The organism is Lacicoccus kunmingensis DSM 17847, from assembly GCF_059568765.1.
Window position 1 is genome coordinate 1 of sequence record NZ_JCANUC010000034.1, and the last position, 17,126, is coordinate 17,126.

The following is a 17,126-nucleotide window of genomic DNA, read 5'->3' on the forward strand; positions in this document are numbered from 1 at the left end:
CTGCTTCTTCTTTAACATGTTTATCATAATTGTTGCCTCTGGACATAATGGACACCTTCCGTAAATTGATATCTTACTATATACTATTCGTCCGCGTTTACTGTGTCCATTTTCTAGTCTAACTTCAGTGCGCATGTCGCATCCAGCATCAATTTGCCCTGGTTGGATGATGACTGCTTGGGCGGCCGATTGCTCCCATCGCCACTCGGTGGGGGCGGTGGATTATGATCATCGTCGTCATCATCTTGCGCGTCACCTGTGTCAGATGGTTCAGCCGCGTGTTCATCCTGTTGCATCTGGACCATCCGTTCATTCAGGGTGTTGATGTATGCCGCATCGAACCGTTTGCGGAAATGGGTCATCGAAGAGGCTTCGAACGGCGGTTCGTTCTTAAACGCCTCGAGCCCGAGGAAATACTGCATATATGGATTCTCCGTCACAGTTTCGACGGTCTCTTCATCACTGAGGCCGAGTTTTTCTTTGATAATCAGCGCCCCAAGTGCAAGGCGGGCCGAATTCGCACGACTGCCTTGACTGGTGTCTCCGAGCTACTTGATATATTCCGACTCGACTTCCTCCCAGGGAATGAGCGATGCCATACGCACCCAGCGGTTGTCGGGGTTCAGCCGGCCTTCGAACGGCAGGAAAAAGTCCTCGGACATGATCATCTGGTTCTGATTGTGTGTATACATAAGGAAGCCTCCATCCACAAAATTGGTTGGTTCCATGATAAATGACTTTGCATCTGATTTCGACAAAAATGTGTATAAACCGCATTAAATCAAAGAAAATTTAATTTTCAGTAAGCCCTAATTACTTAGTAAACGTATATTTAAAATACTTATTAAGCGTGGGAGGGCCAGAAGAAACCCATATTTCACCCTTCGAAGGTTGACTGATAAATGAAGCTACTGTCTTTCCTTCTCCAAAATCTTGAGATAGCCTACATATTGAATGCGGTTCATCTGATCTATCTTTCAACACTGATTGTGCCTTGGTTATGTCAAAATTTTTAATGTTTTCATAAATTAACTTTTCAGCTTTCTCTCGCCTTATATTTGAATTCAAAAGATCTTCACCTTTTTTCATCTCAAATGATTTCAGAGTATCATTAACAATATGATTAGTATGTACTATAACATTTTTTTCTGGGTACAACTCACCTATTGTTGAAGGTAAAATTTCCAGGTTTATTGCCTCACTACCCTGCAAGACCATAAGATTTCTTGATGAAGCTCTCTCTATGGAATTTAATGAATTTCTAACGTCTGTTATATTATTCTTTGTTAATGCCAAGCCGGAGAAAAGATATCTTGGCAGACCTTCTTTCCAACCACTGGTCGCTATGAAGTTTCCTGCTACACCTAGTCCGAATTCATTGATTCCTATATGTGAAATTTGTCCAACGGGTGCTAGCATAAGAATTCTTGGAAAACCATCAGGGATATATTCAATAACTTTGAACATCTTTTTATAATAATCCGGTAAATCTACATTTTGAGCAATAATATTTTCTTCATAATTTTTTTCGGATAAAACTGTAAATGTTGTACATTCATGACTGTAACTATCTATTTTTTTATTTACTTCTGCTCTTAACTGTAAAAGGTATGCTTCCCATAATTCAATCCTTGCACCTTTTGATAGTCCAATTATCAATTCATCAAAGAATGGTGTGTATTTCACAACATATTTTTGATAATCTAATGCAATTTTCCTTAAGTTTTCATCATTAGCTTCATCACTCTTATTAGACAAATAATTTATTGCTAAATCTATATGTTTTTTAATATCTTCTCTACATACTTCACCGTATTGTTGGCCGATGTCACTAAAAGTACCACTGAAACTATGGAATTCGAATGGTTTATCAAGATTAGACAATTTGAATCATTCCTTTTATTTAATTAATTTGCATTTTTTGATTCTTTCCACCTTACAAATTCCTCTTTTACTTCCTGAAGTGATGACTTGTTATATACCAAATCTAATGTAGTAAGTGCTAGCCCTTTAATAGCATAATTCAATCCAGCCATACCCGTTTCAGATTTGGAGTCACGAGTAAATTCATGTGTATGATTTATATTATCTCCAATTCTTATGTAAGGATGGATTGTGGGAGTAATCTGACCCACATTACCAATATCAGAGGAACCTAAACCTCCAATTTTGGGAGGTGGATCTACCTTAACACCGATACTCTCCCAATTTTCTTTAAATAGATTGGCTAATGTAACATTATTATTTCTCTCTGCATAGATTAACCCTTCTTCTATCTCACTATAACAACCTAAAGATCTAGAAGAACTCCTTACAGCTTCGTATACTTTCTCTTTAGCAATTTCCAGTCCTTTAATATCTTTGGCTCTGATAATGAATTGAGCTTCACAATAATTAGGAACAATATTGGGTGCTTCCCCACCATTAGTTACTATACCGTGTACTCTCACATCATCTGTCATAAATTGTCTGATACTATTTATTGCATTATAACTATTTAACAAGGCTTCAAGAGCACTAGCACCTTCTTCAGGAGCAGATGAAGCATGAGATTCTTTTCCGTAAAACTTAAACTTTACTCCTACACATGCAAGCCCTCCACGCAAGACCATAGTTTTATTTTTAGGATGAACCATCATAGCAACATCAAGATCATCAAAGATGCCCTCTTCAATCATGTATATTTTACCACCCCCTCCTTCTTCTGCCGGGGTGCCTATTACTTTAATTTTCCCTTTAAAATCTGGAACAGCTTTTTTAATTGCTACTGCCGTACCAACAGCGGATGCAGCAATAATATTATGACCGCAAGCATGCCCCAAATCTGGTAAAGCATCATACTCTGCAATGATGCCAATAGTTGGTCCGTTATCTTCACCCCAAACAGCTGTAAATGCTGTTGAAATTTGAGCAACGCCTCTTTCTATAACAAATCCATTTTTTTCTAAATATTCAGTGAGTAAATTAGATGCAAATTCTTCATCAAAACCTAATTCTGGATTTTCGTGAATAGACAAAGCAATTTCTCTAAATTCATTATTATTATCATCTATTGTTCTCAATATCTTCTCTTTTAATTCCATTATAGGACTCCTCACTTATTATTAAATTCATCTTGAATTTTCTTCAAGAAATTACTGTTGGCAGATATATCATATGCTGTCATTGCCAGTGCTTTTGCCGCACTGTTAAGAGCTTTCATACCCTTTTCTGAAATTGAATCTTCTGTGAAACCTTTAGTATGGTTGATTGATTCCCCTATTTTTATATAAGGATGGATTGTTGGTATAATTTGACTCACATTCCCGATATCAGAGGATCCTAACCCCCCGACCTTTGGAGGCGGGCTTATCTCAATACCCATTGATTCCAAATTATCACCGAATAATTTTGCCATCGTTTTATTTTCATTACGTTCAGCATATTGTAAGTGTTCAACTATTTCACATTCGGCACCAACCGCATTTGAGGCATTTTTTACAGCATTGAATACTTTCTCTTTGACTCCTTTTAATCTTTCCAAAGTTACGCTACGTATAAGAAATTTTGCTTCACAATATCCTGGTACGATATTTGCTGCTTCGCCACCATGAGTGATTACACCATGAATTCTTACGTCATCTGTAAAAAACTGCCTTAAACTATTTATAGAATTAAAACTATTCAACATAGCATCCAAGGCACTTACACCGAGTTCAGGAGCTGAGGAAGCATGGGATTCTTTACCATAGAACTTGAGGGTTACGCTAACTCGTGCTAATCCACCTCTAAGAATCATTGTCCGATTTTTGGGGTGACACATCATAGCTACATCGAGATCATCAAATACTTTATCTTCAGCCATGATTACTTTTCCGCCCAGACCTTCTTCAGCAGGCGTACCTATCACTTTTAAGGTTCCCTTGAAATCTTTAATGTTTTTCTTTATTCCAACAGCTGCACCTACCGAAGCCGTACCTATCAAATTATGCCCGCAAGCATGTCCTAATCCTGGCAAAGCATCGTACTCAGCCAATAATCCAATTGTAGGACCACTTTCAGATCCTTCAAGAGTAGCAATAAAGGCAGTTTCCAAACCTGCTACCCCTCGGGTGACATTAAAATCATTTTCTTCCAGATAATCAGAAAGCCATTTTGATGCTTTATACTCCTCATAACCCAATTCAGGGTTTTCATGAATTTTAGTTGCTATATCCCTTAGATCGGAATCTATTGAATCAATTTCTTTAGATATGCTTTCTTTCGTTAGTTTAGTAACCATAATTTTCTCCTTTATATAAATTTATTTTACGATAGGTAGACCTATCAGTGGCCAATATACGAAGGCTGAGATTATTATTACGATGTATACTACAAAACATAAATACAATCCGGTTACAAATAAGTCTTTACTTGAATAGTAATTGTAAGAATATGTAGTCATCGTTCCTACTGATTGAGATGGAAACAGATAACCAATACTACATGCTGAAAGACAAATCATTCCAATCCATAGGGAATTATATTCAGTTCCTAAAGCAAAGGTCAAAGCTATAGGCATCATCGAGGCTATCATCGCAGTCATATTAGTAAATCCAACTCTTATCAATGTAAAGAGAAATAGTAAGCTTATTACTAATATGAATAATGGTAAGTCGCTCAAATGATTAAATGCCAAATTCGATGCCCATTCTACTATTCCAGAGTTTTCAAATGCCAGTGCTATAGTAAAGCCAGCAGCAAATAATAACGGCACGCCCCAATCAACCTGTTTTATGACTTTGTTCCATTTTAGTAAGTCTATAAAGGGAACAAACAAAAATATTGAAACCATTACTGCTGACATCGGTATAGAAATGCCATGGAAACCTTGACTGACCCAAAGTGTTATCAGAAAAAAATAAAGAATTAAAAGTTTTACTTCTTTATTTTTTATTGGACCTATTCTTTCTTGCTCTTTTTTTATAAAATCACTCAGTTTTTCGTCCTCAAAGTCTTCTAATGGAAATCTCAAGTTTAGGATGATCCAAAAAATAAATAATGTGATTAGAGTCGGAGGTAACATAACAACAATCCAATACATATACTCCCATTGATAATCTAACATTGAATTGAATAAGCTTGATGCGTAAATCGTTCCTGTAGCCCCTGTCATAATAGATACTGCACAGATTATAGGAGTATAAGTAATAGATATCATTGTAGATTTTGCTAAATCATTTCCTTTTTGGAGAGATAAAGTATTGATAATCCCTAGTACTATAGGAATTAAAACAACAACTCTTCCAATTGCATTAGGAATAAAAAATGTTAGAATAAAACAAATTATAATTAAAGAAAGATTAATATATTTTGGCTTACTTTTTGTAAATGACAGTATGAAATAAGCAATTCTTTTGTCTAGTCCTGTTTCTTCTACGGCTACACCCATGATTAACATAACAATTATCATCCAGATTACATCTTCACCTAAACTACTGGCAGATACTTCAAAACTTAGAACCCCAAAAAGAGGATACAGACATATCAGCAGCATACTAGTAATAGCCGGGGGCAGTAACTTGGTGAACCACAATGTAATACCAATAAAAGTTATTAAAAGTGCTCTAAATCCTTCTGAGGTTAAATCGTCTGGCAATGGAATCATTGAAGAAAATAGCAACAAAGCAATCAAAGATGTTAATATACTGATTTCCCAAATCATTTTTACTTTATCTCTGTTCAAAATCACACCTTCTACCTAATCAGATAAAATTATCTTTTAAATTTGCAACATCTAGTCTCCCTTTAACTCCAGATATTATTAGTAGTATTAACAAAGTTCTTTGCGGAGATAAGTAGCCATCTGTATTCTTGTACCATTCACCAAGAGTGTGTGTTTGACCACCTTCTCCACCTCTGCCGATCGTAATGGCTGGAATTCCTTTATGAATTGCTATGTTGGAATCAGTGCTTCCTTCATTAATATAATCCGTTTCTATACCTAAATGTCGATTTACATGATTCGCAATACTAACGATTAATGCATTTCTAGACTGTTCTCCACCAGGCCGGTCTCCAACTATATTTACTTGTGAAAATATCTCTGTATTATTCCACCTTTGTCTTTCTTCTTCTATGCTTATATCTATCATTTCTAATATCTTATCTTGCATATTCTTCAATTCTTCAGAAGATGTTGATCGAATATCAAGAAGCATTTTAGCATTGCTGGCAATAGAGTTTACTGAGGTACCACCGTTCACAGTACCTACGGTAAAGGTCGATTTATAATTGTTCGATGGATTTAAATCTGCAATTTTACTTATTGCACGGCCCATGGCATGTATAGAACTAGGTAATCCATATTCTCTATAACTATGGCCTCCTTTTGTTATAAATTCCACTTCAATTCTTTTACTAGATGTCGCCCCATAAATAACCTGCTCTTTTTTCATACCGTCAATTGAAATAAATGCTTTAATATTTTCTATTTCTTTAAAAAGATTTTTTACTCCTCTCAAATCTCCAAGACCTTCTTCTCCTACAGTTGCTACAAAAATAATATTTGAATTAGTCTGAATATTAGAATTATTCAAATTTTTAATAATGGTAATCAATTCCGCTAATCCTCTAGTATCATCAAAAATACCTGGCGCCTTATAAATTTCACCATCTTTTTTGACTTGAATAGAAACATTTTCACCAAACACTGTATCCATGTGAGCAGAGATTATGATATTTGAATTATTTACTAAGCCTTTCCTAATACCTATTACATTACCTACTTCATCTTTTCTGACATAATGAAGATCAAGTTCCCGAAACCTCTGGAGTAGATAATCCCCTCTTTCTCGCTCTTTAAAAGGTGGAGCTGGAATCTCAGTTATATGGATTTGTTCTTGTAAAGTCCTATCATTATCGATTTGAATCTCTTCTAATACTTGTTTTACGTCATCGTCATTTAACAAAATATCAATACTTTTTTTTAATTGTGAGTCAATCAAAACTTCATCCCCCTATTCTCACAAATTTTTTGAAATATACCTTTATTTTCATTTAGCGGATAGTGACATGCTACGAGATGGCCATCCGCCTCCAAAGTGAGTGATGGTTCTTCATTAATACATTTTTTTGTAGCATATGGGCACCTAGTACGAAAGCTGCAGCCACTAGGAGGATTTACTGGGCTAGGTGTATCCCCTTTCATAATATCCTCTTCATCTTCACTTCTCATGGTAGGATCAGGAACAGGAATGGCTTTTAATAGTCCTTCAGTATAAGGATGTTTTGGGTTTGTAAATAATTCATCTGTATCCGAAACTTCAACTATTTTACCTAAATACATAACTGCTACCCTTGTACTAATATGTTTAACTGCCGGTAAACCGTGAGCTATAAACAAAAATGTCAAATTAAATTCCTTCTGTAACTTGGATAACAAATTTAAAACTTGAGCTTGTATTGAAACATCTAATGCTGATACAGGTTCATCACATACTATTAATTTAGGTTTTAATGCCATTGCTCGAGCAATTCCTATTCTTTGTCTCTGACCCCCACTAAATTCGTGTGGATATCTATTTGCAAATGATTTATCCAGACCTACTAAATCTAACAATTCCAATACCTGATTCTTTAAATCCTTACCCTTGGTTTTCTTATGTGTAATCAAGGGTTCTGCCACAATATCAAACACTTTCATGCGTGGATTTAATGACGAGAATGGATCTTGAAATATCATTTGAATATCACTTCTTTTTTCTCTCATTTTTTTCTTAGATAGGCTATTTAAATCTTCACCTTCAAATAATATTTCACCCTCGGTTGCTGTTAATAATTGAGTAATTAGATTTCCAGTCGTTGACTTACCACATCCAGATTCACCAACTAAGCCGAGGGTCTCACCATGCTTTATTTTCAAATCAATACCATCAACTGCTTTAAGATATTCTCTTTGTTTCGTAAAAAGTTTTTCTGTGACATCAAAATGCTTTTTTAATCCTTTCACTTCTAAAATATAATCATCAGTTTGTTTGCTTAATATTTTCATTAGATTGAGTCACCTCTTCATCATATAGCCAACATCTTATTTGGTTATTGTTTATAGTTTCTAATTTGGGATTTTCTTTTTTGCAAATTTCCATAGCATAAGGACAACGAGGATGAAATCTACAACCTTGAGGCATGTCAGTTGGCACAGGCACATTACCACGTATGGATATGAGGTCCTCATTTCTTTCATGGACTTTCGGAGTGCTTTCTATTAATCCTTTAGTATAAGGATGTTTAGGTTCCTTAAAAAGTGTAAACACGTCAGATTCTTCAACCACTTGACCGGCATACATAACAACGACTTTATCAACTACTTCTGCTACTACCCCTAGATCATGAGTGATTACAATAATCGATGTGCCTAGATCTTTATTAATCTTACGCATTAATTTTAAGATTTGTGCTTGAATAGTAACATCCAACGCTGTAGTAGGTTCATCAGCTATTAATAGTTCAGGATTACAGGAAAGAGCCATAGCAATCATCACTCTTTGTCTCATTCCACCACTCAATGAGTGTGGATACATATTAAATACTTTGTCAGGTCTAGGTATCCCAACTTTCTTAAGCATCTCAACACCTATTTTTTTTGCTTCAGACTTACTAGTCCTCTGGTGTAGTATAATAACCTCTGCAATTTGATTACCTACTGTAAATACAGGGTTCAGTGAGGTCAAGGGCTCTTGGAATATCATAGATATTTCGTTGCCTCGGACCTTTCTTAGTTTCCTTTTACTTAAAGTAGTCAGCTCTTTATCTTTAAATTTTATATTCCCTCCTACAATTTTTCCTGGAGGCTTGATTAGACCTAAAATAGAAAAAGAAGTTACACTTTTTCCACTACCAGATTCACCTACGATTGCTATTACCTCTCCTTTGTTCATGTTGAAAGAAACACCATCAACTGCAGGTACTGTCCCCTTTTCTGTTTCAAAATGTGTTTGCAAACCACTTACTTCCAATAATTTTTCTTTCTTATTCATATTTACACCCCACTATTTAAGAAATTTAGTTAAATTAAAGCTTTTGTCTAGGATCTAGAACATCTCTTAACCAGTCTCCCAAAAAGATTATTGCTAGAACTGTCACAGTGATAGCGATACCAGGAAATGTGGCAATCCACCAACTTGTAGCTAAGTAATCTCTACCTGCTGATAACATCTGTCCCCATGATACGGTGGGTGGCTGAACCCCGAGTCCCAAATAACTTAAAGATGCTTCCAACACTATAGTTGTAGCAACACTTAAAGTTGAAATCACAATAAAAGATGGTAATACATTTGGAAAAATATGCTTTAAAATAATCCAAAAATCATGAGTACCAATTGATTTTGAAGCTTTAACAAACTCCCTTTCTTTTATGGAAAGCACATCTCCACGAACTAACCTGGCATAAATCACCCAATTTGTTATCCCAATTACAAATATTAAAGTCAGTAGACCTGGGCCTAATACCCCGAGTATAACTAGGATGAAAAGGACATTGGGAATAGATAAGAATGCATCGACAATTCTCATTAAAACATTATCTAACAATCCTCCATAATAACCAGCAAGAAGACCAATTAACATTCCGATAAAACCCGCAACTACAACAGAAAAAACCCCGACTAATAGTGACACTTGTGTACCATAAATAATTCTACTCAGTAAATCTCTTCCTAAATTATCGGTACCTAAAATATGGGCACTCATGCCCCCTTCAACCCATACAGGAGGAACGTTCATAGCTGCATAATTTTGAACAGAAGGGTCGTGAGGAGCTATAACAGGCGCTGAAAGTGCGATTATAAAAATCAATAGTGTGACGATGAGTCCAATTGTTCCTGTTTTACTTTTTAAAAGTAATTTTAACCATTTTTTTGAGAATGATAAAGGCCTTTTTTTATTCTCTAATTTCATTGAGTGCTCTACTTGAACATCTGTCATCTACCTCAGTCCCCTTTCCCCAGTTTGATTCTTGGATCAAGTATTCTATAAAGAATATCAGCTATTAAATTCATTGCTATAACAATGAAAGCAACCATAAAGATTGTAGCTTGAACTATTGCCATATCTCTTCCGTTAATAGCATCAATCAACAGTTGACCCAACCCTGGCCAAGAAAATACCACTTCTGTAATCAAAGCACCACTTACTAATGAAGATGTTTGTAAAAACATTATAGTGATAAATGGTACCAGTGCATTTCTAAATGCATGTTTATTAATTACTACAAAATCTCTAAGTCCTTTACTTTCAGCTGTTCTGATATAATCTTGATTTAGTGTTTCTAACATACTAGAACGTAAAACTCTAGTCATTTCTGCAGAACTCGATACACCTAGCGTGATTGCAGGTAATATAAGATGCCAAATAGTACCTCTTCCTGATACTGGGAAAATCCCCATTATTACAGAGAAGAATAAGATGAGCATAATACCTACCCAGAAGTTAGGCATTGCTTTTCCTAGCACAGAAGTTCCTGAAACAAAAACGTCAAGAAAAGAATTTCTTTTTATTGCGGAAATGATGCCTGAAGGTATAGAGACAATTACGGCTATTAACATAGCAAAAAGAGCCAATTCAAATGTTGCCGGTAATCTCTCTAACACTATAGGAAGAGCAGGTTGATTGTATCTATAAGAGTATCCGAAATCCCCTTGAAACATCCCTAACACAAAATTTATGTATTGCATATAGAATGGTTCATTTAAGCCTAAAGATTCTCTTAATGCAGTAATTTGTTCTTGACTAGCATCTTCCGGTAGCATTAAAGCAACTGGATCTCCTGCTACGTATAACAGCAGAAATACAAATAATGTAACTATGAATAATACTGGTATTATTTGTAGTATTCTCCAAAATAAATATCTAAACAAGCCAATCCCCCATTTCATTAATTAAAGGAGGTTACCCTCCTTTAATTAACTTTGAAAATATCTATTCACTTAATGTAATGTCTTCAACTCTCCAATATTCATCAATTCTAGGTGTAAAACTAATTCTGTCATCTACTGCATAAAAATTATCTAGTTGATGTAACATGATATTAGCTAAATCTTCATCAGCAATTCTTTGTATTTCAAAATATTGCTGTTCTCTTTCATCCTCATCCATATTTACTTCAGCTTCCATAAATAATTCATCCAATTCACTATTGCTATAGCCTATGTGATCTGACGATATATTGGATTGGTTGTGTCTGAAAGCATGGGCTGCATCCCACATTGAACTTGCCAACCCTATTAAATACAATTCCTGTTGTTCATTCGCATTTCTAACATCTGCGAATGCACTCCATTCCATAAAATCAATATTTACAGTGATTCCTACCTCTTCTAACATACCTGCGACTACTTCAGTAGTGGCTCTATCTTGTAAATATCTTCCATCTGGAGAATGCAACGTTAATTCTAAGCCATCCTCATAGCCAGCTTCTGCCAGCAATTCTCTTGCTCTATCAGGATCATATCTATAATTATCATAGAGAGTTTCATCAGCACCAAAGTTTTCAGGAGGTATTCTAGTTAAAGTTTCAGTTCCAGACCCATCTAACAAGATATCTAATAAAGTCTCATTGTCAATTGCATAGTCTATCGCTTGACGTACTTTTAAATCAGAGGTTACAAATTCTTCTTTATGGTTTGGTACTAGCATCATTACTCTATTGGTTGGGCCTTCAATAATACTTGTACCTTCATTAGAGTTCACTCTCTCCCAATCTGCAGGAGCAATATTATGAGCAATATCAACATCTCCTGAAAGCACTTCTGCAACACGAGTAGATGCCTCAGGGATTGAACGGAAAACTATTTCATCCCATATAGCAATTTCACCATCAAAATAATCATCGAAACGTTCTAAAGTGACCCTATCATCTAAAACCCATGAAACAAATTGGTAAGGACCCGTGCCTACAGGTTCATTTAGAAAATGATCAATACCATTTTCTTCAATGTAATTCATTGGTAACATTCCAGACCCCAATCTTGATAGCCTATTTAATAATACAGGCTGCGGGCCATCAGTATGAATTTGAACTGTATAGTCATCAATAATCTCAACTTCTTCAATTTGCCTATAATTTTCATGTTCTAGCAAGGTCTCATCATTAGCAACTCTTTCCAATGTAAATTTTACATCTTCTGCTGTAAATTCATCTCCATTGTGAAAAACTACGTCTTCCCTTAATTTGAATTCCCATGTTTCGTCATTTATTAACTCCCACTCTTCTGCTAAGTCAGGTGTAAATTCTTGTTCTTCAGGTTCATATTTAACCAAGTAACTAAATAAATTTTGGTGTATAGCTTCAGTACCGGTATTACTATGATTATGAACATCAAAAGAAATCATATCGGCTCCTTGAGCTATTGTTAGTGTCCGAGTGTTGCCATCATCAGAAGTTGCTTCTTCATTACCGTTCGTTCCACTTGCTACTTCATTGCCATTATCTTCTGTAGAATCCCCTTCTACTTCCGACTGATCATCTCCACCACAAGCAGCTAATACTAAAATCAAACCAAACATCAATGTGATTCTTAAGACTAAAAACCTTGACATAATTCATCCCCCTATATTTTTATTATTATTGCTTATAGAAATCGCTTACAAAATGTGTGATTTAAAGAACCCCTCCTTATATTAATCTTTAATTATAAGAATTTAAATATGTGTCTGAAAATTCCTACTTTTATTAATGTTTATTATATGATATATATGTATATAAAGAAAATATAGGTTTTTTATTAGGGTTAATAAAATTATTTTATTACAAATTATGAGAAGAGGATTTTAATGGATAAAAGAGATTGGTTTATACTAAAAACTGTTTTTGAAGAAAAAAATTTAACAAGAGCCTCTGAAAAACTATATGTATCACAACCATCATTGAGTTATAGAATTAAAAAAATCGAAGAATTTTTTAATGTTAAATTATTCATAAAATCTAGAAGAGGTCTTAACTTTACTGCTGAAGGCGAATATTTAGTTAAATATGCCAACAACATGATTCAAAAACTACAAGAAACAAGAGATGTTTTGAAAAATATGGATAATGAAGTAACAGGTACTTTAAGATTAGGGGTTTCAAGTAATTTTGCACTCTACATACTACCTACTTTACTCCGCACTTTTTCTGATAAATTCCCAAAAGTGAATTTTAAATTAGATACTATGCTTAGTACAGAAGTTATGGGTCTTTTAAGCGATGAATCTGTACATGCTGCTATTGTAAGAAGTGATTATCCCTGGAGTGGAGAAAAGGATCTACTTAAAGAAGAGAATTTATATATAATTTCAAGCACAGAAATTAGTTTATCTGAATTACCAAATTATAAAATGATTCAATACACTACAGATCAATCTCTTAAAAATACTATTGAGACATGGTGGAATGAAAGATTTATAGATCCTCCAACAGTAGAAATGGAACTTAATAGGCTTGGTTCATGTATTGAGATGGTTAAAAATGGTTTTGGTTATGCTATTGTACCTGAGATTTGTCTAAAAAAAGGGGACAATCTTTTCACTAAGGAAATAAAATACAAGAATGACTCACCTGTTCTACGCCAAACTTGGTTGATGTATTCTAAGCAATCAGAACAACTAAATATGGTTAAATATTTTATTGATTTTATGAAAGAATGGGATGAAACAATACTTGATGAAGTGTAATTTGTTATTTATAAGTTGATTTAAATTAAATTTATTTTATTATAAAGTCCGAAATTCATACTATGAAAACATTTAAAAAGAGTTGGAATCTTACTCAAGAATCCAACTCTTCCACTTATAATTTTATATTGTTACTTTTTCATTACAGGTTTTTTCAAAAATTCTCTTGCCGACTCCCCTGCAGTCTTGCCAAAGACTGATCCTGACATCAATCCGGAACCCCCTGGGTAATTATGATAAAACAGATCGCCAATCATCTCACCAGCTGCATAGCACCCTGCTATTTTATCTTCATTCTCATCAAGAACTTCTGCATTTTCATTCACTTTGATTGCACCAAAAGTGAATGTGATACCGCATGTGACTGGGTAAGCGTAAAACGGTCCTTCTTCGAATTTCAACGCCCAGTTCGTTTTGTTCGGGCTGAGGCCGACTGTCGATTTGCCGTCTTTTACTCCAGGGTTGTAGTCCCCGTCCTGTACAGCCGAGTTATATTCTTCAATTGTCTTAAGGAATTCAGCTTTATTGACACCCATCTTATCCGCAAGCTCTTCAACGGTCTCCGCTTCGATCACCGTCGCCTCTTCCAGATCATACTCTTTTCTTAAAAGATGTCTCACCTGCGAATCATAGATCTGGAAAGCTTTCTGATCCGTCTGTTTCAAAGTTTCCTTACCGTATTTTGCATAAGTATAGTTTCTGAAATCGAGGCCTTCGTCCACAAAACGCTTTCCTTCGACATTAACGATCAGTCCGAGCGGGTAGGATGACTTTTTATAGATGTCGCCCGGCTTGCTGTAATCGCCCGTTCGAGGTGAATTGTAATCCGTCGTATGTGCATGACAGCCGTCATACTGTCCGGCTTTCGCTGCACCGATATCCATCGCCATGAAAATTCCGTCACCTGTGTTGTACTCACTGCCGCGTACGACCGCATTTTCCCACTGTTTCCCCAGATGTTCGGCACGCTTCTCCTTATTGGCTTCAAAACCGCCGCATGCAAGAATTGCCGAGCGGCATTCGACCAGCACTTCACCATGCTCTTTACTGTTGACATGGACACCAGAGATTTTTCCGTCTTTTGTTTCAAGTGATACAGCCGGAGATTCATACCAGATGTCGATGCCTCTCTCTTCAGCTTTTTCAAATAAACCCTTGACAAGGCCGATGCCTTTATTGACTGTTTTTATAGGCAGACCGCCCCAGAATACCTTCTTGTCGTCACGTTCGAAGTACTGGTTTTCATTGAGCTGGAACCGTACGCCTTGTTCTTTCATCCATAGAACTGTTTCATATGATTTTGAACTCAGCAGATTCGCAAGCTTAGGATTACTTTTCTCCTGCGTCACTTCCATGATGTCATCATAAAAATCATTTTTAGAATATTGTGGAAGTTCTATGTTTTTAAGTTCGTCATCACTTAAATTACCAATGATGTTCGCCAGACCTTCCTTGTCATGATAAGCAACTCGGATAGCACCATCAGTAAAATATGAATTGCCACCACGTTTATTTATAGGACCCTTTTCCACCATTAGCACCTTCAAACCATCTTCATTTGCACTAATAGCTGCACTCAGTGCAGCATTACCTGTGCCGACAACCACAATGTCATAATTATATTTTGTCATATTCATACCCCTAACTTGTAAATGATAACTTAAGGATATGCTACGATAAGTGATAAGTAAAATATTCATTTTGTATGAAGTATCATAAAAATTTTTAATGATACTTCATTAAAAATTGTCAACAATAGGTTGCGTCCAGTATTTCTCAATTAATACTGACCATATAAAGTTGTATTCACAGAGTAAAAGCACGATAAGAATGAGCCAACTTCAAGAAATAGATGAGATGCTTTAAAAATATCATTATTTCCAGTATCTATGGACCGTTAAATTATTCAAAAGTTCCTTTAACAATAATATCTCCATCCTTCATCATGTGTTTGCCCTTTGCAAAAACATGATTGATTTCCAATGTTTCTTTTTTAATTAAAAGAATATCAGCATCGATACCCTCTACGATTCTACCTTTATTTTCAAGACGTAACACCGTCGATGTATTAGAAGTAATAAGTGACAATGCCTCCTGAACCGAAATACTTTGCTCTTTAACTGATTTCGCAATTTGTGCAAAAAGTTGTTCTTGAGTGGCAACTCCAAATCCAGTCATTTCACCATTTTCATCAAACACGGGCAAACTGCCATTTCCATCAGAAGAAACCGTGACGTTATTCATATTTCCTCCCTGCTCTTTAAAATATTTAATCCATTCAGCGGTATACTTATCTGCTGTAATATCTACATAACATCCTTTATTTGATATTTCTATGGCCTCATCAACTAATCTTTTGGATCTGGTGATATGAGTTGCATAAATATTTGCTGGAGGTATTTCATAATCATTAATCAATTTCCGAAGAATGTTGAGCCTTTCTTTACCAATGCCTACATGGAAGTGAATGACACCTGCTTTCTTACTCAACAGACCACCAATTCTAGCTTCCGCTGCTAATTTAGCAATTTCATGCACAGATGGTTGGGCAGATCTTGAGTCCGAGATTGCAATTTCTCCTGTTCCTATAACTTTATCTATAAGAATAATGTCTTCTTTAACCGAAGAGGTAATTGTTGGTGTTGGTACATGATAATTACCTGTGTAAATGTAAGAAGTTATTCCTTCATCTTCAAGTCCTCTTGCTTTGGCAAGCAATGATGTCATATGACGAGTAGTACCGTCTGTACCAAGACATCCAACAACTGTAGTTACACCTGCTTTTATTATACTACTAAGTTGTATTTCTGGAGTTCGGGTTGAGAACCCACCTTCTCCGCCTCCCCCAATCAAATGAACATGAGGATCAATAATACCTGGACTAATAATCATACCTTTTGCATTTACAACTTTCACTTCAAATGATTCTTTAATCTTGTCTTCATCGATATCTCCGATTTTTACTATTTTACTATCACTTAATAGAATTGAGTAATTGCCTAAATACTCAGGAGTATATATTTCTCCATTTTTAATCAAGGTAAACATTTCCTCACCCTTTGTATATTTTTTTGAATTCTCTGAATAAAAATAATTGTATACTTTTACCTGAATTATTCATAGAAAATCATTAACAGGCAATTAATGCCGGTTTCACTGGCTTTTCAAGGGAATGGCCATTCACTTGAAAAGTGAAAAAAGAACCCAATTCTGATAAGGTTAAAGCACTACCAAATAACCATCAGAAAGGGTTCTTATAATGGCTACTTTACCGCAAATCTCACTGGATTTCAATCGCAAGATCAAACTTTCAAACGACGGCGGTGCACTGTCATCGGATACGGGCAGTTTCCTCTTCCGGGAATTCGATGAAACAATCGGATTCTCAAAGACGATTAACCAACATCTGCACTTGAAAGACGACCGGCTGTACCACATCCATTCCAATGCAAATCTGT

Annotated in this window: 15 protein-coding genes and 1 pseudogene; 2 read left to right on the top strand and 14 right to left on the bottom strand. The window is 35.5% G+C overall.

Annotation, left to right across the window (positions count from 1 at the left end; translation table 11 throughout):
* Nucleotides 1-148 precede the first annotated feature (148 nt).
* From BO48_RS16100 to BO48_RS16155, 12 genes and pseudogenes are all read right to left on the bottom strand, one after another.
* On the bottom strand, nucleotides 149-313 hold the full coding sequence (locus BO48_RS16100; RefSeq protein ID WP_496369081.1) for a hypothetical protein: 165 nt from the start codon (nucleotides 311-313) through the stop codon (nucleotides 149-151).
* Nucleotides 314-337: 24 nt separating this feature from the next.
* Nucleotides 338-692, bottom strand: a pseudogene (locus BO48_RS16105) (transposase); the annotation flags it as partial.
* A 121-nt stretch (nucleotides 693-813) separates the two neighbouring features.
* The gene (locus BO48_RS16110) at nucleotides 814-1,884 is read right to left on the bottom strand and encodes a C45 family autoproteolytic acyltransferase/hydrolase (RefSeq protein WP_496369057.1); all 1,071 of its coding nucleotides are present in this window, start codon (nucleotides 1,882-1,884) and stop codon (nucleotides 814-816) included.
* Between the two features lie 23 nt (nucleotides 1,885-1,907).
* Nucleotides 1,908-3,083 carry a M20 family metallopeptidase gene (locus BO48_RS16115; protein WP_496369059.1) on the bottom strand — a complete coding sequence of 392 codons (1,176 nt, stop codon included), beginning with the start codon at nucleotides 3,081-3,083 and terminating at the stop codon, nucleotides 1,908-1,910.
* An 11-nt stretch (nucleotides 3,084-3,094) separates the two neighbouring features.
* Nucleotides 3,095-4,261 carry a M20 family metallopeptidase gene (locus BO48_RS16120; RefSeq protein WP_496369061.1) on the bottom strand — a complete coding sequence of 389 codons (1,167 nt, stop codon included), beginning with the start codon at nucleotides 4,259-4,261 and terminating at the stop codon, nucleotides 3,095-3,097.
* A gap of 21 nt (nucleotides 4,262-4,282) precedes the next feature.
* Nucleotides 4,283-5,704 (bottom strand): SLC13 family permease, encoded by a 1,422-nt coding sequence (locus tag BO48_RS16125; protein WP_496369063.1) that lies wholly within the window; start codon nucleotides 5,702-5,704, stop codon nucleotides 4,283-4,285.
* A gap of 19 nt (nucleotides 5,705-5,723) precedes the next feature.
* A complete protein-coding gene (locus BO48_RS16130) occupies nucleotides 5,724-6,965 on the bottom strand; it encodes a M20/M25/M40 family metallo-hydrolase (RefSeq protein ID WP_496369065.1) in 1,242 nt (413 codons plus the stop codon).
* Nucleotides 6,962-8,011, bottom strand: a complete 1,050-nt coding sequence (locus BO48_RS16135; protein ID WP_496369067.1) for an ABC transporter ATP-binding protein — start codon at nucleotides 8,009-8,011, stop codon at nucleotides 6,962-6,964. Before BO48_RS16135 ends, BO48_RS16130 begins: the two co-directional genes overlap by 4 nt.
* Entirely contained in the window at nucleotides 7,986-8,996 is a 1,011-nt protein-coding gene (locus BO48_RS16140; protein ID WP_496369069.1) for an ABC transporter ATP-binding protein, read from the bottom strand. The genes BO48_RS16135 and BO48_RS16140 overlap by 26 nt, the downstream gene beginning before the upstream one ends.
* A 34-nt stretch (nucleotides 8,997-9,030) precedes the next feature.
* Nucleotides 9,031-9,915 (bottom strand): ABC transporter permease, encoded by an 885-nt coding sequence (locus BO48_RS16145; RefSeq protein ID WP_496369080.1) that lies wholly within the window; start codon nucleotides 9,913-9,915, stop codon nucleotides 9,031-9,033.
* 32 nt (nucleotides 9,916-9,947) lie between these two features.
* Nucleotides 9,948-10,874 carry an ABC transporter permease gene (locus BO48_RS16150; protein WP_496369071.1) on the bottom strand — a complete coding sequence of 309 codons (927 nt, stop codon included), beginning with the start codon at nucleotides 10,872-10,874 and terminating at the stop codon, nucleotides 9,948-9,950.
* Between the two features lie 61 nt (nucleotides 10,875-10,935).
* Nucleotides 10,936-12,555, bottom strand: a complete 1,620-nt coding sequence (locus BO48_RS16155; protein ID WP_496369073.1) for an ABC transporter substrate-binding protein — start codon at nucleotides 12,553-12,555, stop codon at nucleotides 10,936-10,938.
* Nucleotides 12,556-12,789: 234 nt separating this feature from the next.
* Between BO48_RS16155 and BO48_RS16160 the strand changes: the two genes are divergently transcribed.
* Nucleotides 12,790-13,668, top strand: a complete 879-nt coding sequence (locus BO48_RS16160) for a LysR family transcriptional regulator (protein WP_496369075.1) — start codon at nucleotides 12,790-12,792, stop codon at nucleotides 13,666-13,668.
* 131 nt (nucleotides 13,669-13,799) lie between these two features.
* On the opposite strand, the gene tcuA is transcribed toward BO48_RS16160, so the two are convergent.
* Together tcuA and iadA are read right to left on the bottom strand one after the other, a co-directional pair.
* Nucleotides 13,800-15,299, bottom strand: a complete 1,500-nt coding sequence (gene tcuA / locus BO48_RS16165) for an FAD-dependent tricarballylate dehydrogenase TcuA (RefSeq protein ID WP_496369077.1) — start codon at nucleotides 15,297-15,299, stop codon at nucleotides 13,800-13,802.
* A 271-nt stretch (nucleotides 15,300-15,570) separates the two neighbouring features.
* Entirely contained in the window at nucleotides 15,571-16,716 is a 1,146-nt protein-coding gene (gene iadA / locus BO48_RS16170; protein WP_496369078.1) for a beta-aspartyl-peptidase, read from the bottom strand.
* Between the two features lie 211 nt (nucleotides 16,717-16,927).
* Between iadA and BO48_RS16175 the strand changes: the two genes are divergently transcribed.
* Nucleotides 16,928-17,126, top strand: a 199-nt coding sequence (locus BO48_RS16175) for a transposase (RefSeq protein ID WP_496369079.1), incomplete at its 3' end; no start/stop codon positions are given.